At 64.7% G+C, this 20978-nt stretch carries 19 protein-coding genes; 6 read left to right on the forward strand and 13 right to left on the reverse strand.

The window, feature by feature from the left end; genetic code table 11:
- Nucleotides 1-105 precede the first annotated feature (105 nt).
- Nucleotides 106-2409, forward strand: coding sequence for a TonB-dependent receptor (locus NCG91_RS05730; protein WP_251348946.1), 2304 nt, complete (start codon nucleotides 106-108; stop codon nucleotides 2407-2409).
- Here the strand turns inward: NCG91_RS05730 and mdcH are convergent.
- The 9 genes from mdcH to mdcA are packed head-to-tail and all read right to left on the reverse strand — an operon-like array spanning nucleotide 2406 to nucleotide 9719.
- Entirely contained in the window at nucleotides 2406-3344 is a 939-nt protein-coding gene (mdcH, locus tag NCG91_RS05735) for a malonate decarboxylase subunit epsilon (RefSeq protein ID WP_251348947.1), read from the reverse strand. The two genes, NCG91_RS05730 and mdcH, sit on opposite strands and share 4 nt — an antisense overlap.
- Complete coding sequence (locus NCG91_RS05740) at nucleotides 3341-3958, reverse strand: malonate decarboxylase holo-ACP synthase (RefSeq protein WP_251348948.1); 618 nt, start codon at nucleotides 3956-3958, stop codon at nucleotides 3341-3343. Before NCG91_RS05740 ends, mdcH begins: the two co-directional genes overlap by 4 nt.
- Nucleotides 3958-4722, reverse strand: a complete 765-nt coding sequence (gene madM, locus NCG91_RS05745; RefSeq protein ID WP_251348949.1) for a malonate transporter subunit MadM — start codon at nucleotides 4720-4722, stop codon at nucleotides 3958-3960. The genes NCG91_RS05740 and madM overlap by 1 nt, the downstream gene beginning before the upstream one ends.
- Nucleotides 4715-5143, reverse strand: coding sequence for a malonate transporter subunit MadL (madL, locus tag NCG91_RS05750; RefSeq protein WP_070288196.1), 429 nt, complete (start codon nucleotides 5141-5143; stop codon nucleotides 4715-4717). Before madL ends, madM begins: the two co-directional genes overlap by 8 nt.
- A gap of 54 nt (nucleotides 5144-5197) precedes the next feature.
- Nucleotides 5198-6010 (reverse strand): biotin-independent malonate decarboxylase subunit gamma, encoded by an 813-nt coding sequence (gene mdcE / locus NCG91_RS05755; RefSeq protein WP_251348950.1) that lies wholly within the window; start codon nucleotides 6008-6010, stop codon nucleotides 5198-5200.
- Nucleotides 6007-6861, reverse strand: a complete 855-nt coding sequence (locus NCG91_RS05760) for a biotin-independent malonate decarboxylase subunit beta (RefSeq protein ID WP_251348951.1) — start codon at nucleotides 6859-6861, stop codon at nucleotides 6007-6009. The genes mdcE and NCG91_RS05760 overlap by 4 nt, the downstream gene beginning before the upstream one ends.
- Nucleotides 6858-7166, reverse strand: coding sequence for a malonate decarboxylase subunit delta (locus NCG91_RS05765; RefSeq protein ID WP_251348952.1), 309 nt, complete (start codon nucleotides 7164-7166; stop codon nucleotides 6858-6860). The genes NCG91_RS05760 and NCG91_RS05765 overlap by 4 nt, the downstream gene beginning before the upstream one ends.
- The gene (locus NCG91_RS05770) at nucleotides 7153-8037 is read right to left on the reverse strand and encodes a triphosphoribosyl-dephospho-CoA synthase (RefSeq protein WP_251348953.1); all 885 of its coding nucleotides are present in this window, start codon (nucleotides 8035-8037) and stop codon (nucleotides 7153-7155) included. Before NCG91_RS05770 ends, NCG91_RS05765 begins: the two co-directional genes overlap by 14 nt.
- 8 nt (nucleotides 8038-8045) lie before the next feature.
- Entirely contained in the window at nucleotides 8046-9719 is a 1674-nt protein-coding gene (gene mdcA / locus NCG91_RS05775) for a malonate decarboxylase subunit alpha (protein WP_099664183.1), read from the reverse strand.
- A 119-nt stretch (nucleotides 9720-9838) separates the two neighbouring features.
- On the opposite strand from mdcA, the gene NCG91_RS05780 reads away from it, so the two are divergent.
- Both NCG91_RS05780 and NCG91_RS05785 read left to right on the forward strand, forming a co-directional pair.
- Nucleotides 9839-10759 carry a LysR family transcriptional regulator gene (locus NCG91_RS05780; protein ID WP_251348954.1) on the forward strand — a complete coding sequence of 307 codons (921 nt, stop codon included), beginning with the start codon at nucleotides 9839-9841 and terminating at the stop codon, nucleotides 10757-10759.
- Between the two features lie 79 nt (nucleotides 10760-10838).
- Nucleotides 10839-11552, forward strand: a complete 714-nt coding sequence (locus NCG91_RS05785) for a hypothetical protein (protein ID WP_251348955.1) — start codon at nucleotides 10839-10841, stop codon at nucleotides 11550-11552.
- Nucleotides 11553-11679: 127 nt separating this feature from the next.
- Here NCG91_RS05785 and NCG91_RS05790 read toward each other — a convergent pair whose 3' ends face one another.
- Genes NCG91_RS05790 through NCG91_RS05800 form a run of 3 tightly spaced genes read right to left on the reverse strand, consistent with a single transcriptional unit; the run spans nucleotide 11680 to nucleotide 16541 of the window.
- Complete coding sequence (locus NCG91_RS05790) at nucleotides 11680-13509, reverse strand: glycoside hydrolase family 15 protein (protein ID WP_251348956.1); 1830 nt, start codon at nucleotides 13507-13509, stop codon at nucleotides 11680-11682.
- Between the two features lie 3 nt (nucleotides 13510-13512).
- A complete protein-coding gene (otsB, locus tag NCG91_RS05795) occupies nucleotides 13513-14274 on the reverse strand; it encodes a trehalose-phosphatase (protein WP_251348957.1) in 762 nt (253 codons plus the stop codon).
- Entirely contained in the window at nucleotides 14274-16541 is a 2268-nt protein-coding gene (locus NCG91_RS05800) for an alpha,alpha-trehalose-phosphate synthase (UDP-forming) (RefSeq protein ID WP_251348958.1), read from the reverse strand. The genes otsB and NCG91_RS05800 overlap by 1 nt, the downstream gene beginning before the upstream one ends.
- 258 nt (nucleotides 16542-16799) lie before the next feature.
- Between NCG91_RS05800 and NCG91_RS05805 the strand changes: the two genes are divergently transcribed.
- The 3 genes from NCG91_RS05805 (at nucleotide 16800) to NCG91_RS05815 (ending at nucleotide 20572) form a co-directional block, all read left to right on the forward strand.
- A complete protein-coding gene (locus NCG91_RS05805; RefSeq protein ID WP_251348959.1) occupies nucleotides 16800-17927 on the forward strand; it encodes a mechanosensitive ion channel family protein in 1128 nt (375 codons plus the stop codon).
- Between the two features lie 49 nt (nucleotides 17928-17976).
- Nucleotides 17977-19272, forward strand: a complete 1296-nt coding sequence (locus NCG91_RS05810; RefSeq protein WP_251348960.1) for a cation:proton antiporter — start codon at nucleotides 17977-17979, stop codon at nucleotides 19270-19272.
- Nucleotides 19273-19381: 109 nt separating this feature from the next.
- A complete protein-coding gene (locus NCG91_RS05815) occupies nucleotides 19382-20572 on the forward strand; it encodes a serine hydrolase domain-containing protein (protein WP_251348961.1) in 1191 nt (396 codons plus the stop codon).
- Here the strand turns inward: NCG91_RS05815 and NCG91_RS05820 are convergent.
- Nucleotides 20569-20952: a YkvA family protein gene (locus tag NCG91_RS05820; RefSeq protein ID WP_099664192.1), complete on the reverse strand. Its 384-nt coding sequence runs from the start codon at nucleotides 20950-20952 to the stop codon at nucleotides 20569-20571. The two genes, NCG91_RS05815 and NCG91_RS05820, sit on opposite strands and share 4 nt — an antisense overlap.
- Nucleotides 20953-20978 lie beyond the last annotated feature (26 nt).

Below are 20978 nucleotides of genomic sequence, written 5' to 3' on the forward strand. Positions count from 1 at the left end.
TTATTGCAACTCAATTGCATTTATACCTTCACGCCGGACCCGCGTCCAGCACCACCTTCCGCCTTTTTAGAAAGTCCTATGCGCCATCACGTATTCGCAGCTGCCATGCTGTCCACTACCCCGCTCGCTTACGCGGCGGACGACGTCACCCTGCAAACCATCAAGGTCCGGGCTGACCGGCCTTCCAGCATCGACAGCGTCGTCCTCGTCGAGAATACGCAAACCCAGAACCGGACCCTGGGCGGCATGCTCGAACATGTGTCGGGCGTACAAAGCAGCGCCTTCGGGCCGAATGCGGGCGCGCCGGTGATCCGCAGCCTGAGCGGCAGCCGCGTGCAGATCCTCGAAGATGGCCAGTCCATCCTCGGCATGAATGCGCTCAGCGGCGATATCAACATCCCCTTCGATCCGCTGTTCACGCGCAGCGTGACCGTCAACAAATCGTCGGACGCCGTGCGTTTCGGCGGCAATGCCATCGGCGGCAGCGTCGACGTCGATTCCGGCATCGTTTCCAGGAAGATGGAGGACAAACAAAAGGACGTGGAATTGATCCTGCGCAAGGGATTCAACGATGCCGACGCGCAAGGTTTGCGCGTCAACTTCAACGATGGCAAGCGCTTCTCGACGAATCTGCAACTGTCCTTCCAGAAGATCGGGCATTACGATATTCCCGGCAACAGCAAGGCCGGCGTGTGCAACAGCCAGCTGTTCCCTGCAAACGGCGGTGTCAACACCTTCCTGGCCGACAATTGCCAGAAGGAAGCGCGCATCCAGCAAATCTACAACAAGGCGTCGCAACCGTTTATCGACCAGTTCATGAAGGAAAATCCGGACTGGGCGGACGGTGATTTTTCCTTCTACACCAATAATCCCACCTCCGTCTGGCAGCGCAAGACCTACGTCAATCCCGCCAATCCCGCCTACGTGTCCGGTACGCCGTCGATGACGCAGAGCAAGATCAACAAGGACGTCACCCCCGATTACCACGGCACCTTGGGCAACAGCCATGCCAGCAATGCCCACTTTGCCGTCGGCACCACCTACTTTTTCGACCAGGGCTACGTGGCCGTCAGTCTCGACTCCAAGGAAAGCGAGTATGGCGTGCCGGGCTTTTCCATGGAAAACAAGTCGTTCGGGGCGAATTATGACGAGGGGTTGCCCGTCGGCGTCGTAATCAAGCAGGATAAATATGCGCTGGAAGCCCGGCTGTCCAGCCCCGTTGCGTATCTTGAAAGCGTGCAATTGCGCATGTCACGCCTGAACAATGCATCGGGAGAGCGCCTGGGTTCCACCAAGGCGAACGATTACCAATTCGACACGAATCAAGCCGAGCTTCTGCTGGCGCACCGGCGCGCAGGCCCCTTGAGCGGCATGCTGGGCTTGAGCCACAAGGCCAGGGATATCGCCGGCAGCGGGCCGCAGCTGTACCTTCCCGACGCGAACACGGTCAGCCGCGCGCTGTTCCTCAAGGAAAGCCTCGACGTCGACTGGGCCACCTTCGACGCGGGCTTGCGCCATGAAAAAGTCGAGCACGAGATCCGCAAGAGCGGCTTCAAGACGTCGAGGAATGCGAGCAACTCCCGACTCAAGGACAGGTCGTTCAGCCTGAACAGCTATAGCCTGGGCGCCTCGGCCAAGCTGGGCCAGCTGTTCGGCGCGAAGCTGCGCTACGCATCGTCGGAAAGAGCGCCCGACGTCAATGAATTGTATGCAAGCAACCGCCACTATTCGATCATGACCCAGGAAGAAGGCAACCAGAACCTGAAGGCCGAGCGCGCTCGAAATACCGAGCTCACCGGCCTGTTCGCCAACCGCGGCTTCCAGCTGTCGGCCACCGGCTACGTCATGAAGTACGAGAACTATCTCTACCTTGGCCACTCGGGAGCCCAGATGGCCAATCGCCTGCCCTTGAAGTACTGGAAGCAGACGGATACGACGGTCCGTGGCTTCGAGGTCGACGCCTCCCAGGTCGTGCAGCTTGGCAGCTACGGCAAGCTGAACCTCTCCGCCTTTGCCGACCTCGTCAAGAACAAGGCGGACAATCCGGACAAGCTGCGCGCGCACAACGACGGCGCATACCTGCCCAATATGCCCACCAACCGCTATGGCGCAAATGTACAGTGGGAAAACAAGGGGTGGAAAGCCAGGCTGTCCGGCACCCGCTACGACAAGCAAAAGTACCTGGGCAAGAGTGTCAGCGAGGAAGTGCCGCTCGACGGCTACACCATGGTGAACTTCCAGGTCAGCCGCGCCCTGCAGGTAGCCAATTCGCCGTTTGCAGGCATCGACGTGTTTATCAGCGGCAGCAACCTGCTCGATGCAGATGCCAGGCCGCACAATTCCCCACTGAAATACATTGCGCCCCTGCCGGGCCGTGGCTTTCAAGTTGGCTTGAGCGCCAGGCTTTAAGGCACGCTGCCGTTTCGCTCCCGCCGCACCAGCGCCAGCACACTGTCGCCCCGGTTGCCGTCGCAGCAGACGGCCACACCGTCCGTGAAATCGGGCGCCGTCAGCCGCGTCAGGACGCTGCCGGGCGGCATTTCCAGCGCCAGCCGGGCGCCCCGCTCCCACGCCAGGCGCGACGTGGCGGTCCACTGCACGCGGCGCGCCATGTTGGCGGCCAGGCTGTCGCGGATGCGGGCCGGGTCGAACAACGCGCGCGCCGCGCTGCTGCTCAGGTAGACAAGCGAGGGGCGGCGCACGGTCACGCCCTCAAAAACGGCGGCCATGTCGAGCGCCGCGCCTTCCAGCAGAGGGCAATGCGACGGCACGCTGACGGCCAGGCGTTTGGCCTTGCTGGCGCCGTGCGCCAGGGCCAGCGCCATCACGGCTTGCAAGGCGGGCTCGCTGCCGGCAATGGCGATCTGGCGCGGCGCATTCAGGTTGGCGACATACACGGGGTTCGCGGCGCCATGCACTTGCGCCAGCAACGATTCGAGTTGCGCCAGATCAAGTCCGATGATGGCCGCCATGCCGTAGCCGGCCGGATAGGCCTGTTCCATCAACTCTCCGCGCCGCACCACCAGGCGCACGGCATCCGCATAATCGAGCGCGCCGGCGACGACGGCTGCCGCATACTCGCCGATGGAAAAGCCGGCCACCATGTCGGGCAGCGCGCCGCGCGCCGCCAGCGAACGCGCCATGGCCACGCCTGCGATCAGCAAGCACAGTTGCACGGCCCGCGTCGACGCCAGCGCTTCGGCCGTGTCCAGCGCCAGGGAATCTTGGCCCAGCACGTCAGCCGCTTCGGCCAGGGCCGCCGCCACGGCAGCATCGTCGGGCAGCGCATGCAGCATGCCGGGATATTGGGCGCCCTGGCCCGGAAAGGTAAACAATACGCTCATGCCTGCTCCCAGGGCGTGGCCGTCAGCACGGGACCGTGGTCCGTTTTCAGCAAGACCCTGCCCCGGCCCGCCGCCCATTCCGCATACGCAAAGCCGCCATGGCCCGTGTCGATTTGCAGATCCAGCCGGCACGCCGTGACCGTGGCGGCGATGGCGCGCAGGGCGTCGGCTTGCGCGGCGTCCGGCGGCGCGGCGATGCGCAGCAGCAGATCGAGGTCGCTGTCGGCGCGCAGCACGGGCAAGCCGCTGGCCAGGGCGAAGCCCACGCCGCCCGTAGGGCCCCAGGCCCAGCCCGTGGCGTCGAGCAGGGGCGCCACCAGCCGCAGCGCATCGAGCGCAGTACAGTCAAAACCGGACGGCGGGGTGTGCGCCAGCCGCGCCAGCATTTCCGGCGTCACGCGGCGCAGCACGGCGGAAGACTCCACTTCGCACGCATGCCGTTCGCTGCGCAGCCGGCCGCGCAAGCCCACGGGGATGCGTCCGGGCGCGCTGCTGGCGCGCCGCACCACCAGCGGCGCCGCTTGCAGCCAGGCCGCGTCGGCCCAGGCGGGCAAGGATGCGTCGTCCGGCAGGCCGGACCCCCACAGCAAGTCATGCGCGCGCCAGGCGTCCATCAAGCCACCACCGCCTTGACGGCAAAGAACAGCAGCGATGGCCCCAGCAAGCAGCCCAGGCCCGTATGAAACGTGGCCACCAGCGCGCCATACGGCACCAGCTTGCGGTCGGTGGCGGCCAGGCCGGCCGACACGCCGCTGACGGTGCCGGCCAGGCCGCCGAAGACCATCGCCGAACGGGGCGTCTTCAGGCGCAAAAAGCGCGCCGCGGCGGGCGTGCCCACCATCACCAGGATGGCCTTGATGAGGCCTGCCGCGATGCTCAGGGCCATGACGTCCGAACTGGCGCCGATGGCCGCGCCCGTGACGGGACCGACGATGTACGTGACGGCGCCGGCGCCGATGGTGGTCATGCTGACGGCGTCCGAATAGCCAAACGCATAGGCCACGCCGGCGCCGACGAGGAACGGCAGCACCACGCCCAGCATCAGCGCCACGACGCCGATCAGGCCCGCCTTGCGCGCTTCCGTCGCCTGCACCTCGAAGGCCGTGGCGACGATGGCGAAGTCGCGCAGCATGGCGCCGCCCATCAAGCCGATGCCGCCGAACAGCGACAAATCGGCCAGGCCCTTGTGGCCGCCGCTATGCACGCCGCCCCAGTACGCGAGACCCAGGCCGATCACGATGGCGATGGCCGAGCCGTGCACGCGGCCCAGGGTCAGGTATTTCGACAGCGTCACCGAGACAAGCATGATCAGGCCGACGAAGGCGAAGGCCGTCACCAGGCCATTGTGGATGGCGGCTTTTTCAAAGATTTCAAGCATGACGGTGCTCCTTCATCAGCATCGAGTCGGCTTGCACGCGGTCGGCTTCAGCGGCAGCGATGGCGGCAGGGCTTTCCGACCGGTTAATCAGCGAAATCACGGCGCCGCAAACGAGCACGGAACCGATGGCGGCCAGCACGGCCACCGGGCCGCCGCGCAGGGCCGCCACCACGTCCTGCTGCGCCGCCATGGCCACCACCACGGGAATATACATGGCGCCCCAGTATTCGACGCCCCGCTCCGTCATCTGCGGCAGCCACGCGCGGCGCTGCATGTAGAGCCGGGCGCAGATCAAGAGCAGCATGGCGATGCCCACGCCGCCCACGTTGGTCTTGACGCCCATCAGCTGCCCGAGCAGGTCGCCCAGGAAGATGCCGAGCAAATGGCACAGGGCCAGCAATGCGGTTCCGTAAATGATCATGATTGTCTCCGTTATAGGAATAGGAATGACTTGATGTCTTCTCTGTTGTTGCACCTACCACTGCTGCCCCAGCACCTCCCTGACTCTTGCCGATGCCTGGCGGTGCGGCGCGCCCAGGCGGCTGGCCAGTCCCCGTTCCGGATCGGCGCGGATATCGGCCAGCGCCGCCTGCAGGCTGGCGCGCACTTGCGCCAGATCAAGCTCCGACGGCCCGTCCGGCTGCGCCACCCGCAAGGTTTGCCACAACAGGCCCAGGGTGGCGTAGTTCCTGATGTCGTAGGCCATGGGCGCGATGGTCGCGGCCAGCGCTTCGAGCGCTTCCACGGTGCGCAGGGTGATGCGCGCGGCCGACGCCTTGCCCATCGCGTGCACCATCACTTGCGGGTCGTCGAGCGCGATCAGCCGGTTGGCCTGGTAGCCGTGGGCGAGAAACGCGCCCGACATGGCCTTGCCGACGATCAGGCCGATCACGGGATGGCCCGCCAGGCGCGCCTCGGCATACGCGCCCGCCGCGCCGGCCAGCGCCTGGTGGATGCCATACGCTTCTTCGCGCCTGCCGTAGGCCTGGCTGGCCACGTCGATGACGGCGACGATGGGCCGTTTCACCGCCAGGTCGCGGTCCTCGGCAAGCACCTGCTGCACGGCGCGCGCCAGCTGCCACGCCTCGACCAGGCCGATTTCACCCGTGCGGGCGCGCGTAAAACGGTTGTCCGGATCGGGCAGCACGGCGAGGTAGCGCGCCGCTTCGCCCGCCAGCGGCGCGTCGACCACTCGCACCGAGGGCGGATAGCCGTCCAGCGGCGCAGCGTTGTTCGTGAGTGCCGCCAGCCAGACGGCGCCGCGGCTCGTGTCGGTAATGGCGTTCATGCTGCGGCTCCTTTGCTGTAGATCAAACGCACGGCTTCCGGCGTGGCTTGCGGGCCGGCGTCGACTTGCGCCAGGCGGGCCAGGTAGCCTTCCGCCTGGTCGCTGCGGTGCTGCGCCGGCACGCCGCGCGCGAACAATGCGGCCACGGTGGCGCGCATCTGCGCCGTGTCGTCTTCCACATAGGCGTCGGCCAGGCCGCTGTGGAAGCGCTGCTCGCCGCCCGTCAGGCTCCAGATGAAGGGCTTGTTGCGCGAGTCGAATTCGTCCACGCCCGCCTCCTGCTCGATCACGGCCGGCCCGTTGAGACCCAGGCGCGCCTCGCGCGTGACGACCAGATAACTGCACAAACCCGCCGCGATCGACATGCCGCCGTAGCAGCCCACCGTACCGGCAGTGATGCCGATCACGGGCTGGAAGCGGCGCAAGTCGACGATGGCGGCATGGATGTCGGCAATGGCTGCCAGACCCAGGTTGGCTTCCTGCAGGCGCACGCCGCCCGTTTCGAACAGGATCACTGCCCGCGTCGGCACGCCGTTGCGGTTGTCGCGCGCCGCCAGTTCCAGCGCGCCGGCGATCTTCGCGCCGCCCACTTCGCCCATGCTGCCGCCCTGGTAGGCGCCTTCGATGGCCAGCACCACGGCCGGCTGGCCGTCGAACAGGCCCTTGGCCACCACCACGCCGTCGTCCGCCTGCGCCGTTACGCCTTGCTTTGGCAGCCACGGCGAAGCGATGCCGCAGAACGGGTCGAGCAGCTCGCGCATGCTGCCCGCATCGAGCAAGGCCCGCGCCCGGCTGCGTGCCCCCCGCTCGATGAAGCTGTCGCGCTCCAGCAATTGCGTCAATGTGCTCATGCCGCCCTCCCCGCTTGCAATTCTTCATACGCTTGCTCGATGCGCATGCGCACCACGCCCGGCGTGGCGCCGCAATCGTTGATGACGATGGTCGCCGCCGGCAGCGGCTCGCCGCCGAAGACGCGCTGCAACAGCGCATCCCACACGGCGCCCTTGCCATCGACGGAGGTGTTGACGACGATGCGGGTCACGCCATCGTCGCCAGCCTGCAGCAGCACTTCCAGGTCGCCCGAGCCGACCACGCCGGCCAGGGCGCGCCCCGCCGCCGCTGGCCCGGCCGGGAATGTATAGTCACGCGTTTCCATGCGCTTCTCCTTCTGTCAATCGATCGAGGAACAGGGTGGCCGCCAGCAAGTCCGCCGCGCCGCCCGGCGACACGCCGCGCGCCAGCGCCACCGCTTCCAGCGCCAGCAGCGCCTCGGTACCGGCAGCCGTGGCCGCGCCGCCGGCAGCCAGCACCCGCGCCGCTCCCGATTGCAGTGCCAGCAAGGCCGCCTCGCCGCCGCGTGACAGTACGCAGGTGTCGTCCAGGCCGCTGAGAATGGCCAGCAAGGCGTTCAGGCGCGCCGTCGTTTCGCTGTCGCCGCGTACCCGCGAGGCGTGCAAAGCGGGCAGTCCCGCACCCGTCACCAGGGGGAAACCGGCGCGGGCCTGGCCCCGCGCGCCATCGACTTCGTACCGGAGGCACGCCAGCTCGCCCTTGTTGCCGGTGGCGCCAGGCGCGCCGCGGTCGTGCAAGCGGGCCAGCGCGCCGGCCCGTGCCGCCACGGCTTGCGGCGCCAGCGAGGCGCCGCGCGCGCCCTGCTGCGCCGCCGCCGTCACCAGCAGGCCCAGCGCCCAGATGGCGCCCCGGTGCGTGTTCACGCCGCCCGTGGCTGCCAGCATCAGCGCTTCGCCGTCGCGGCCGATGGCGCCGATGCGCTGGCGCAGGCCGTCGTCGTCATCGCCGCTTTCCCAGCCTGCCTGCGCCATGGCGGCAAACACGGGCTCCAGCACGCAAGCCGAATGGCACATCAGGGCCCAGTTCAAGTCCGCATGGGCGCCACGGCTGCGCAAATCGACCAGACCCGGTTTCGGCGTCAGGGTCACTTCATCGAGCAGCGCCTGCAGCACTTGGCGCGCCAGCGCCGCAGGGCGTACCTGCACCGGCACTGTCGTCGTCATTGTGGTCATCATTGTCATCATTACCAGCTCCTGAATTTGGCGGGTGGTTGATACAGGCCGTCGGACCATTCGACCAGGTCGGCGATGCTTTTCGCGGCCAGCAGCGAGCGGTTCGCGGCGCCGCGCTGCACGCCGATATCCTCGGGCAGCGCGATCAAGCCGTCGGCGCGCAGTTTCGCCGTCGTCTTCGGGTCGTGGCGCAGGCCGATGGGCGTCACGCCGGCCACCGCCGCCAGCATGGCCTTGCGTTCGTCGAGCGAGCGGGCCTTGTACAGGTAGGCGATGCCCTCTTCCGTCAGCACGTGGGTGACGTCGTCGCCATAGATCATCACGGGCGCGAGCGGCATGCCGCTGGCCTGGCCCACGGCCACGGCGTCGAGCGATTCGACGATGGTCGGCTGACCGCCGTCCTGGAACGTTTCGACCATCTGCACCACCAGCTTCTTGCCGCGCGCGAGCGGATCGTCCGTCTCGATCAAGTCCAGCCAGGCGGGCGTCGGGTGGCGCCGGCCGTGCGGATCGTGGCCCATGTTGGGCGCGCCGCCGAAACCGGCCAGGCGGCCGTTGGTGACGGTGGACGAATTGCCCAGGCCATCCATCTGCAGGGTGGCGCCGATGAACAGGTCGACCGCATACTGGCCCGCCAGCTGGCACAGGGCGCGGTTCGAGCGCATGGAACCGTCGCGGCCCGTGAAGAACACGTCGGGCCGGGCGGCCGCATAGCCTTCCATGCCCAGCTCCGCGCCGAAGCAGTGCACGCTCTCGACCCAGCCCGTCTCGATGGCGGGAATCAGGGTGGGATGGGGGTTGAGCACCCAGTTGCGGCAAATCTTGCCCTTCAAGCCCAACTGCTCGCCGTAGGTGGGCAAAATCAGTTCGATGGCGGCCGTATTGAAACCGATGCCGTGATTGAGCGACTGCACCTGGTGTTTTTCATACACGCCGCGGATCGCCATCATGGCCATCAGCACGTGCACGGGCTTGATGACGCGCGGGTCGCGGGTAAACAAGGGTTCGATGAAGAATGGCTTGTCGGACTGCACGACGAAATCGATCCACGAGCCGGGCACGTCGACCCGTGGCAAGTCGCTCACGTCGTCGACGATCTGGTTCACCTGGGCGATGACGATGCCGTCGCGGAAGGCAGCCGATTCGACCAGGGTGGGCGTGTCCTCGGTGCTGGGGCCCGTGTACAGATTGCCCTGGCGGTCCGCCATGTAGCCGGCCACCATGACGACGTTGGGCGTGAGGTCGACGAACAGGCGCGCATACAGCTCGATATACGTGTGGATGGCGCCCACTTCCAGCAAGCCATCCTGCAGGAATTGCGCGATGCGCAGGCTTTGCGTGCCGGCAAACGAAAAATCGAGCTTGCGGGCGATGCCCCGCTCGAACAGGTCGAGGTGCTCGGGCAGGCTGACGCTGGGCATGATCAGGTGCAGATGGTGGATCTTGTCGGGGTTGACCTGGGTCAACATGCGGGCGAGGAAGTCGGCCTGTTTCTGGTTATTGCCTTCAAGAACGACGCGGTCGCCCGGCGCAAGCAGCGCTTCGAGCACGGCGACCATGTCGCCCTGTTGCAGCACGGGGCCGCTCGCGTACTGGCGCACGGCCTCCAGGCGGCGGCGCTTCTCCGTGCGCCGCGTGTCCCATTGTTTTTGCCGCTGCGCTGGCGCTGCTGTGGCGGTTGACATCATGCCTCCGGAATGAGCTATCGAACCCCGACGATAGAACGAAAGCGTCACCGCGACAATCAACCTGCTACCATGTTCATTACCTTGAAGTTAATGAACTGCCATAAAAGAGGCTAGCCATGGCCATCAATGAAGAAATTACCTTGAAGAAGCTGGAAGTGTTTCTCAGCTTTATGGAATTGAATAACCTGGCGCGGGTGGCCGATGCGCTGGGCCAGAGCACCGTCAGCGTGCACCGCGCCCTGCATTCGCTGGAAGACGGCTTGCGCTGCCCCCTGTTCAAGCGCGAGGGCCGCAGCCTGATCCCCCTGCATGCGGCCTACACCTTTGCCGAATCGGCGCGGCGCGCGCTGGCCGAATGCGAGGAAGGCGTGCGCAAGGTGCGCGAAATGTCGGGCATCAACCCCGTGCGCCTGAAGATCGGCTCGCTGTATTCATTGACCCTGCACTGCATTCCGCAACTGGTGATCGCCCTGAAGCTGCGCCGGCCGGGCCTGGACATCGACCTGACTCTGGGCTCGAACCGCGAACTGCTGCAAAGCCTGGCCGACGGCAGGCTGGACGCAATCATCGTCGGCGTGCAGGAAGATGAACACCATGCGGGCTTGGTGGCCGTGCCCCTGTTCCAGGACGACATCTTCCTGGCCGCGCCGCTGGCCTCGCCCTATGCGGGGGCCGCGTCCGTGGACTTGCAGGCGCTGCGCGACGACAAATTCGTCACGCTCAACGAGGGATTCGTCACCTCGCAAAGCTTCAACCACGCATTCGAGCTGGCGGGCTTCGTGCCCGACACGGCCATGCGGGTGGGCGACATCTTCTCGCTGATCAACCTGGTGAGCGGCGGCATCGGCTACAGCCTGCTGCCCGGCAGAGTCCGCGCCTTCAGCTCGCGCATCGAACTGCTGCCCTTGGACGCCCGCTACGGCTCGCACCAGCAAATCACCCTGCTGATGCTGAGCAGCCGCGAGCGCGACCCGAATCTGCTGGCGCTGGCGGCGGAGTGCAGGTTGTATGGGCGTAGAGACGAGGTCGGTAATTGAAAAGTCGTTATATTAACTGACTACCAATTCACCAGCAGCAAATTAATTACTTTTCAATATTCTGAGGATACTGATTTTAATGCATATGCACACAGACACGGTTTACGGGAAAAAAATTAAAGCTCAGGGACGTCGCTTCCTCAGCACATACGACATTTCCGGGATAACTATAGAAAAATGGAAATTTGAAAATTGCGCATTCGGATATAACAGTATTCCATTTTCCAAAAAACGTGATTCGATCAGGAATAGTGAACTAATCGACTGCAAGCTATCCAAATGCCTGATGGGGCCGGCAGAGATACACACCACTCGAATATGCGATCTTTCAGGCGACATGTTAATTTGCTGGGGTACCCTCTTCGATCAAGTTGTGCTTGAAGGAAAAATAAGCCCATTAATTTTGCACGGCCTTCCAAATTCAAATCCCGATGTAACTATTAAAGAAGCGCATCATTCGAAAGCAAAGAATTTTTACGCAGTCGTCCCATGGGCTCTGGACATTTCAGAAGCGAAATTTGAGGATTTTTCGATTCGTACGGGAGCTATCCCTTTGTCGCTGGTGCGCCGAGACATAAATAGTCAGTTTCTGGTAAGAAACGTTGAAGAACGATTATCGCGCTCGAATATTGATGCGTTACCTGTATCTCGCTACACAAAGGTTGTACTTGAAATAATGACTGATGAAGGTTTGGATGAAACGCTACTTGTGGCACCAAAACTAGATAAGCCCCTTTATAGTCAGGTGTTACATGACGCAGAGGTTTTGGCAAAAAACGGGTTACTTGTTTAAGCACCAATGTTCACATAGTCACTTTAATAAATGAATCCGGCTGCGTTCCTTCATCTTTTGAGATGACGACGGAGATAGGCTGCACCTTGTCTTGGTCAAGCTAATCCCATCGCCAATTCTTCCACTATTAAATCGTACTATCCCAAGGCGCCGACAACCTCACCGCGCAGTTAATCAACCCCACCATCGAATACGTCTGCGGGAAATTGCCCCACATTTCGCCCGTCACGGGGTGCGTGTCTTCCGACAGCAAGCCCAGGTGGTTGCGCGCCATTAGCATCGTTTCGAAGATTTTTCGGGCTTCGTCCTTCCTGCCGATGCGCGCCAGGGCGTCGATGCGCCAGAAGGTGCAGATGTTGAAGGCTGTTTCCGGTTTGCCGAAGTCGTCGGGCGCTTCGTAGCGGCGCATGTAGGGGCCGTCGCACAGGGAGGCTTCCAGCGCATCGACGGTGGCGATGAAGCGGGGGTCCATGGGGTCGATGAAGTTGACTTCCGCCATCAAGAGCACGGAGGCGTCCAGGTCGCGTCCGCCCAGGCTTTCCGCGAAGGCTAGGCGCTCCTCGCTCCACGCTTCGCGCAGTAATCTCTCGCGGATCAGCACGGCGCGGCTGTTCCAGTGGTCGGCCCGGTCGTCCAGCCCCAGCTTGTGCGCGACCTTGGCCAGGCGGTCGCAGGCCGCCCAGCTCATCAGCATGGATGAAGTGTGGACCCTCGCCCGCGTGCGCAGTTCCCACATGCCCGCGTCCGGCTCCGCATGCAGGCGGAAGGCCTGGTCGCCCACGGCTTCCAGTGCTGCAAACTCGGCTTTTCCCGCCCGGTGGAACAATCGGTGGTCGAGGAAGGCTTGCGCGGCGCCCAGCACGATGTTGCCGTAGACGTCGTGCTGGAAGTGTTCCTGCGCCTGGTTACCCACGCGCACGGGGCCGTTGCCCCGGTAGCCGGGCAAGTGGTCGAGCATGGATTCGGGCAACTGCTCTTCCAGGCCGATGCCGTACAGGGGCTGGATGTGGCCGCCCTTCGAGCGGGCGACGATATTCGTCAGCCAGCGCAGGTATTCCTCCATGGTGCCCACTTCCGACAGGCTGTTCAATGCCCGCACGACAAAGAAGGCGTCGCGCAGCCAGCAATAGCGGTAATCCCAGTTGCGGCTGCTGCCCGGCGCTTCGGGAATGCTGGTGGTCATGGCGGCGATGATGGCGCCCGTGTCTTCATATAAAGACAGTTTCAAGGTGATGGCGGCGCGGATGACCACGTCCTGCCATTCCAGGGGCACGGCCAGGCGGCGCGTGTAGGTGCGCCAGTAGTTGATGGTTTCCTTTTCGAAGATGCGCGCCGTCTCGTCGACGCCGCCGGCCAGGGTTTCATCGGGGCCCAGCAGGAAGTTGGCCGTGCCGCCCAGCACGAAATATGTTTCGCTCAGCACATAGTTGAGCGAAACATCGGTGTTCAGGCGCAAGGTCTGTTCCGGCCCCACGTAGCGGATGTGGTGGCTGCCCTGCGTGATCTGCGGCACCAGCTTGCCCCAGTCGTAGCGGGGACGCAGGCGCACGCGGATGCGCACGGCGTGGTCGAGCGGCCGCACGCGGCGTATCAGCATCAGCGGGCGGAACATGCGGTCGCGGCTGAGGAATCGGGGCGCGAAATCCGTGATTTCCACGCCGCGCCCCTGCGTATCGTACAGCCGCGTGCGCAGCACGGCCGTATTCGGTTCGTAGACTTGCTCGCTGCGGGCGAAGTTTTCGATGTCGATGGCCCACACGCTGCCGTTTTCAGTGTCGTCCAGCAAGCGGTTGAAGACGGGATCGCCGTCGAAACGGGGCAGGCACGACCAAACGACCTGCCCCGCCTGGTCGATCAGCGCGCTGAAGGCGCAATTGCCCACAACGCCGCAGTTGAGGGATGCTGGCGCGGACGCGCCGCCGGGGGTGTCATCAGCTTGTTCATGGGATATGGTCATCGGCTACTCCTTGAAAGGGGATACGGACGCGGCCAGCAGCGCGGCGCGCAAGGCGCGCGGGCTGGCCAGGCGCAAGGTGGCGGCGCTGGGGCCGCTGCCCACTTTCACGCCCTGCCCGCCTGCTTGTTGAACAAAGACAAAGCCTGCCTCATCGGTGGTGTCGTCGCCCGCGAACACGGGCCGGCGGCCGGCGAACGGGGTTTCCTGCATGAAGGCGGCGATGGCGCCGCCCTTGTCCGTGGCGGACGGCTTGGCTTCCAGGACCATTTTGCCATGCAACAGCACTACCCCCGGGCACGCTTGCACGGCCGCCGTCATTTCTTGCATGCACAGTTGTTCGAGTTCGGGCGCCAGCCGGTAATGCAGGGCCACGGCGCCCCGCTTGCATTCCACCAGCAAGCCGGGGTGCATCGCCGCCAGCGCCTGCGCGCGCGCCAGCACGGGCGACACGTCGGGCGTGGCCGCCACGCTGAACGTGCCATCGGCGCCGCGCCGCTCCACGCCATGCACGCCCGCCACCGGCAACACCAGGGGCGCCAGCATGGCGTCGATCTGCGTCACGGGACGCCCGGAAATGACGGCCAGCGCGCCGCCGTGACGTTCGGCCAGCAGCGCCAGCGCCTCAATGACGCCCGCTTCCAGGCGCACGCCGTCGGGCGTGGGCGCCAGGTCGACCAGGGTGCCGTCGAAGTCGAGGAAAACGCCTGTGCCGGGCGTACCCAGCAACTGCAGCAAGGCTGCGCTATCGTCAGGTATATCGGCCATCAGATCATCCCCTTGCGCCGCTTGATGCGGCTGTGGGCGTCGATCTTGGTCATGACCTTGTCGCGCTGGCGCAAGCGGGCCGCATCCAGCAGCATGCGCCCGGCCCAGCGGTAGACATTGAAATGTTTCACGCGGGCCCGCATGCTCTTCATGCGCTCGCGCTGTTCCACGGGCGGCATCACGAGGGCGCGGTACAGGGCGTCGGCACCCTGCTCGATGTGATACGGGTTGATGATCAGCGCTTCGTGCAGCTCGCGCGCGGCGCCCGTGAATTGACTTAAAACAAGTACGCCCAGTTCGTCGTCGCGCGCGGCGATGAATTCCTTGGCCACCAAATTCATGCCGTCATGCAAGCTTGTCACCATGCACACTTCCGAGGCGCGGAAATAGCGCTGCAAATCGTCCTGGCCGTGGTGCTCCGCTTTCAGCAGGATGGGCACGTAATCTCCGCTGCCGAAACGGCGGTTGATGCGCTCGACCATCTTGCGCACCCTGGCGTCAAAACTTTGATATTCATCAAGCGAAGCGCGGCTGGGGGCGGCGATTTGCACAAAGGTAAAATTGCCCACCATGCCAGGCTGCTGCTCCAGCATGCGCTCGACGGCCTGGAAGCGCTCGACGATGCCTTTCGTGTAATCGAGGCGGTCCACGCCGATGCCCAGCAAGTGGTCTTGGGCCACGCCCAGCTCGCTGCGGATCTGCGCGCGGCAGGTGGCCACGTCGGGCTGCGCCGGGTCGTCCTCGGGCCAGGCGATGGAAATCGGGTAGTCCTCGACCTGCGTCATCTCGCCGCCGTAGGAAATGGTCGACGCTTCCGGCTCAATGCGGGTTTCCAGGTAGCGGTCCACCGTTTCGAGGAAATTCTTGCGGTGGAATGGCGTGTGAAAGCCGAGGATGGTGCTGCCCAGCAAGCCGTCGAGGATTTCTTCGCGCCATGGGCAAATGCCGAAGGATTCGGAATTGGGCCAGGGGATATGCCAGAATGTGATGATCGTCGCCTTAGGTAAGGCTTCGCGCACCATGCGCGGCAGCAAGGCAAAGTGGTAATCCTGGACCAGCACGACGGGGTTGTCCGTCTTCGCTTCGGCGATCACGGCGTCGGCGAAGCGGCGGTTGACCTTCACATATTGCTCCCAGTCGGACGAGCGGAACACGGGGCGCACATGGGCGATATGGCACAGCGGCCACATGCCCTCATTGGCGAAACCATAATAATAGCCCTGCTCTTCCTCTTCCGTCAGCCATACGCGGCGCAAGGTATAGCTGGGATTGTCGGGCGGCACGGGAACATGGTCGAGTTTATCCACCGTCTCGCGGTCGGCGGATCCGGCGCCATGCGCGATCCACGTGCCGGAACAGGCGCGCATCACGGCTTCCACGGCCGTCACCAGGCCGCTGGCGGGACGTTGGACGGCGATGCCGGTATCTGTTTTCGTGTGGATGTACGGTTCGCGGTTCGATACCACCAGCACCTGGTCGCCCTGCAAGTCCGCTTCCAGCAAGGCGCGCAGCTTGTCCGGCGTCCAGTCGGACGACCAGCCGTTATCGCTCTGGCGTTCCAGATGGTATTCCTGCAGCAATTCGCGCAAGTCGCCGATCAGCGGCTGCATTTCCGGCGGCGGCGCGGGCGCGGCGGCGGGTGCGGCGGCGTCCACGGCCCCATTACTTTTCGGCAACAATTCGCCCCGCAGAATATCTTTCACGGCCGACAGCCAGCCGCGCCAGCTCAGGTGGGCCACGAACACGGTCATCAGGGAAATCAGCACGGCCAGCACGGCCAGGAAGGCAAAGATGAAACGCTTGGTATCCGTATTGCGGCGCTCGACAAAGCTCATGTCCTGCACCAGCACCAGCCGTCCCAGCTGGGAGGCATCCTGCATGACGGGGGTTTCGCTGAGGTGGACTTGGCCTTGCGGCAATTGCGCCAGGGATTTGTACAGGCCGCCCGTGGGAGGCGTGCTCCAGCAGCCGATGGAGCTTGGGTATTGCGCGGACTGGTACAGCAAGTGGCCTGCATTGTCGCAAAAGCCGATGGCGATCAGGCGTTCGTCGCGCGTGGCGCCCTGGAACAGTTCTTTGACGCGCGTGGCGTCTTGCGCTGGCAGGTATTCGGTGAGCGAGGGCCGGAGGGTTCCAGCGAGCAATTCTGCCCGGCTGTCGAGGTCGCGCACATACCAGCGCAGGGTGATGTTGTCGAGCAGGGGTACCACGATATAAGCAAACAATCCCAGCACCAGAGCCAGTGGCAGGATGAAGCGCAAGGACATTCGGAGTGATCGTACTATCATCGTTTTCCTTTGCAAAAACAAAAAGCATGGCAAGTATGACTATGTTTCCACTGCGGCGACGCCCGTTTGCTTTCCGTAGCGAAACGTCAACGTGGCATGGCGCAGCGCAGCAATTTCTTCCAGTATCCACCTTGACGCAGGTCTTATCCGTACGGCAACGCACGCCCCCGTTACGCCATCTGCCCGTAAAATACCGCTTCCGACATCCATTTCACTAAAAACAAGGAGTTTTCGCCTATGGATCTCAGCACGTTCCACTCGCTGATGGGAGGCCCGCTGCGCTCGGCGCTGACCGTGCTCGTTTCCGCCCTGCTCGTCACCGTGGTCGCCATCGGCGTGCACCGGGCCGGCATTGGTTTGCTGAAAAGGCTGGCCAATGGCCGCCCGTTCACCACCAACGCCACGCGCGTGGCCTTCCGCGCCAGCCAGCTGTGCGTGATCGTCTTCGGCCTGCGCATGGTGCTGGCCGGCGCGCCCGACGACACGCCGGGCTTGCTGGCCATGTCGCATCTCGCCAGCGTGGCGCTGATCATCGCGCTGACCTGGCTGGCCATGCAATGCATCCAGGCCCTGTCCATCACGATTTCCGAAGTCAACCCCGTCGACGTGGCCGACAACCTGCGCGCGCGCCGCCTGATCACGCAAGCCCGCGTGCTCACGCGCAGCGCGCACGCCATCGTCGTCATCCTGGGCCTGGCCTTCGTGCTGCTGACCTTGCCCGGCGCGCGGCAGATCGGCGCCAGCCTGCTCGCGTCGGCCGGCGTGGCGGGCCTGGTGGCCGGTATCGCCGCCCGGCCCGTGCTCGGCAATTTCATTGCTGGGCTGCAAATTGCGTTTTCGCAACCCATCCGCATCGACGACGTGCTGATCGTCAATGGCGAATGGGGCAAGGTCGAGGAAATCAAGGGCACGTATGTCGTCGTGCGCGTGTGGGACGAGCGCCGCCTGATCGTGCCGCTGCAATGGTTCATTGAAAATCCGTTCGAGAACTGGACGCACAGCTCGTCCACCCTGCTGGGCACGGTGTTCCTGTGGCTCGATTTCAGCATCCCGCTCGACCCGCTGCGCGCGGAACTGACGCGCATCTGCGAAGGAGCCGCGCAATGGGATGGCCGCGTCTGCACGGTGCAGGCGACGGATTCGAACGAGCGGGCCGTGCGCGTGCGCTTCCTCGTCAGTGCGGCAGATTCGGGCCTCGCTTTCGAGCTGCGCTGCATCGTGCGCGAGCAGATGCTGGCCTTTATCACGGCCCACTATCCGCACGGCTTGCCCCGCTTGCGTTCCACGCACGACCCCATCGAGCTGCACGCCATGCAGGCGCAGAACGACAGCGTGTCGCTGTACAAGGCGCAGCACAAGGCTTGAAAAACCTGCGGCGCGCTGCCCTCGCCCGCGCGCCGCTAGAATAAGGCGCATGAGCACCACCGCCTGGTTCATCCTGATCGGCTGCCTGATGCTGGCGCGCGGCCTGGGCGCCGACGGCATCGCGCGCCTGCCCTTGACCTCGGCCATGGCTTACCTGGGCGTGGGCCTGCTGCTGGGGCCCATGTTCCTCGGCCTGTTTGCCTTCGACCTGGTGCGGCAGGCGCCCCTGCTGGAAACCCTGACGGAAATCGCCGTCCTCATCTCCCTGTTTTCCGCCGGCGTGAAGATGCCCGTGCCGTTCAGCCTGGCGCGCTGGCTGCCGTCGCTGCGCCTGGCGTGGCTGTCGATGGCCATTTCCGTGGCCCTGGTGGCGGCCTTTGCATGCCTGGTGCTGGGCCTGCCTCTGGGCGCGGGCGTGCTGCTGGGCGCCATTCTCGCGCCCACCGACCCCGTGCTGGCCACGGACGTGCAGCTGCGCCATGCGGGCGACAGCGAGCAATTGCGCTTCATCCTGACCAGCGAAGCGGGCATGAACGATGGCAGCGGCTTTCCTTTCGTCATGCTGGGCCTCGGTTTGCTGGGCTTGCATGAGCTGGGTCCCCATGGCGCCACCTGGCTGTGGCGCGATCTGTTGTGGGCCAGCGGGGCCGCCATCGCCCTGGGTGCGGCCGGCGGCGCGCTGCTGGCGTGGCTGGGCTGGCAGGTGCGCGCCAAGGAACCGAAACATGCGATGCTGGACGACCTGGCGGCCCTGGGCCTGATCGCCTGCGTGTACGGCGTGGCGACCTGGCTGCACGCGTGGGGCTTTTTGGCCGTGTTCTTTGCGGGCGTGGCCCTGCGCCAGACGGAACTGCGGCTGGCCGGCGCGCCCAAGGACAGGCAAGGCTTGCTGCAGGCGCAAGACACCCATGCCGTGTCCGCCGCCCAGCCGCACGACAGCGAAGTGCCGCTGACCGTCAGCGGCGAGTCGCTCGTCTTCAAGGAACATCTGGAACGGCTGTCCGAACTGACCCTGGTGCTGCTGCTGGGCGGCGCCGTCACGGCTGCCGCCTGGCGCTGGCAGGCGTGGAGCGTGGCGCTGTTCCTGCTGCTGGTGGCGCGCCCGGCCAGCGTGATGCTCGGCTTGCTCGCTTCGGGCACCAGCGTGCGCCTGCGCGGGCTGGCCGCCTGGTTCGGCGTGCGCGGCATCGGCTCGCTGTATTACCTCAGCTATGCCATCGCGCATGGCTTGCCGCAGGGCCTCGCGCGCGAACTGGCCGACATCACCCTGGTCGTCGTCATCCTGTCCATCGTCGCGCACGGCTTGACGGTCAAGCCCCTGCTGGAACGCTATTGGCGCAAATAGGCACCAGTCGGCCCACTTTGTCATTGGTTCAAAGCAATGTTTTGTCAATCGCCCCTATGTCGGGCGGAAATGTTGTTAAGATAATTAAAAATGGCAAAAGAGAGAATCAATGAAACGACGAAGCGTGCTGGGACTGGGCGTCTCACTGGCCCTGCTGCAAACGGGCTGCGCCACCGATCCGGCCAGGCTGGCGTGGGAAACGGAATTTGACGGCTTCATGCGCGATGGACTGGCCCGCACGGAAACGCCGGGCATGGGCGTGGCCGTGGTGCGCGGCGAGCAGACCATCTTCGCGCGCGGCTATGGCTGGGCCGACATCCAGGCCGGCAAGAAGGCCGATGCCAACACGGTGTTCCATGTCGCGTCCGTCAGCAAGCTCGTCACGGCCGCGGCCGTCATGATGCTGCTGGAACAGGGCGCCTTCCAGCTGGACGACAAGGTGGCGGCCTACCTGGACTTCCCGCTCATGCACCCGAAGTTTCCCGACGTGCCCATCACCTTTCGCCATCTGCTCAACCACACCTCGGGCATTTCCGACGCCGTGTACGAAAAGACGACGGCGTTTGCCGTGCAGGGCGACCCGCGATTACCGCTGCGCGACTTCGTCAAGGGCTATCTGTCGCGCGGCGGCGCCTGGTACGACGCGGATGTATCGTTTGCGGCACGGCCCGGCACGGAATGGCGCTACAGCAATGTCGGCATCGCCCTGCTCGGCTATCTGGTGGGCCGCGTGAACCCCGATGGCCTCGACGCCTTTACGCACGAGCACCTGTTCGAACCGCTGGGCATGGACCATACGGCGTGGAGCCTGGCAGGCTTGCCGCGGCGCGCCGTCGTCGCCCAGCCGTATGTGCACAAGGAGCCGGGCCTGCAAGTGCTGCCGCCCGTCGGCTATCCGGACTGGCCGGCCGGCCTGCTGCGCAGCTCGGCGCATGACTTCGCCCGTTTCCTGGCCATTTTCAGCAATGGCGGCCGGGTCGATGGCCACCGCTACCTGCAAGATGCCACCCTGCAACTGTTTTTCGCCCCGCAAGCGGCCCCCGTCGTGCCCGCCGATTCATCCGTGCGCCAGGCCTTGGTGTGGCTGCTGCGCGACGTCGACGGCAAGCCGCTGGCCACGCACAGCGGCGGCGACCCGGGCGCCGCGTCCGTCGTCTGCGTCGACCGCGCCAGCAAGACGGCCGTGCTGGCCTTCGCCAACGTCAGCGCGGACAAGGAATTTCGTTCATTCCAGAAAGAAGTCGTGCTGCGCCTGCTGGCCCATGGGGGCAGCGGCGCGCCGGCGGCAAAGAAAGCCTAGGCGCCGAACCAGCCGCGCAGTTTCTCGGCGGCCCGTTCCTTGACGTCGGCCGTGATGTAGGTGGCGACCGTGGCGACGGCCGCCGCCAGCACGGCCAGGTCATCCGCATAGCCGACGACGGGCGTGATGTCGGGAATCGCGTCGATGGGCGAAATGAAATAGCCGAGCGCGCCGTAGATGGCCGTCTTGGCCCACAGCGGGGTGTTCGGCTGCTGTGCCGCGTAATACAGCCACAGGGCTTTTTCGATGACTTCGCGCCCCGCCGTCTTGGCAAACTTGACGACCTTGTCCCAGAAGCTGTCATCCGTGTATTTCTTTTCATACTGCTTGTCGGCCTGGGGGGCGTGGTCTTCTTCCAGATTCTTTTTTCTGCCAAACATCTGCTGCTCCTGTCTGCCGCGCACGG

Origin of the sequence: Janthinobacterium kumbetense (genome assembly GCF_023703445.1) — a bacterium.
GTDB classification, from domain to species: domain Bacteria; phylum Pseudomonadota; class Gammaproteobacteria; order Burkholderiales; family Burkholderiaceae_D; genus Janthinobacterium; species Janthinobacterium kumbetense.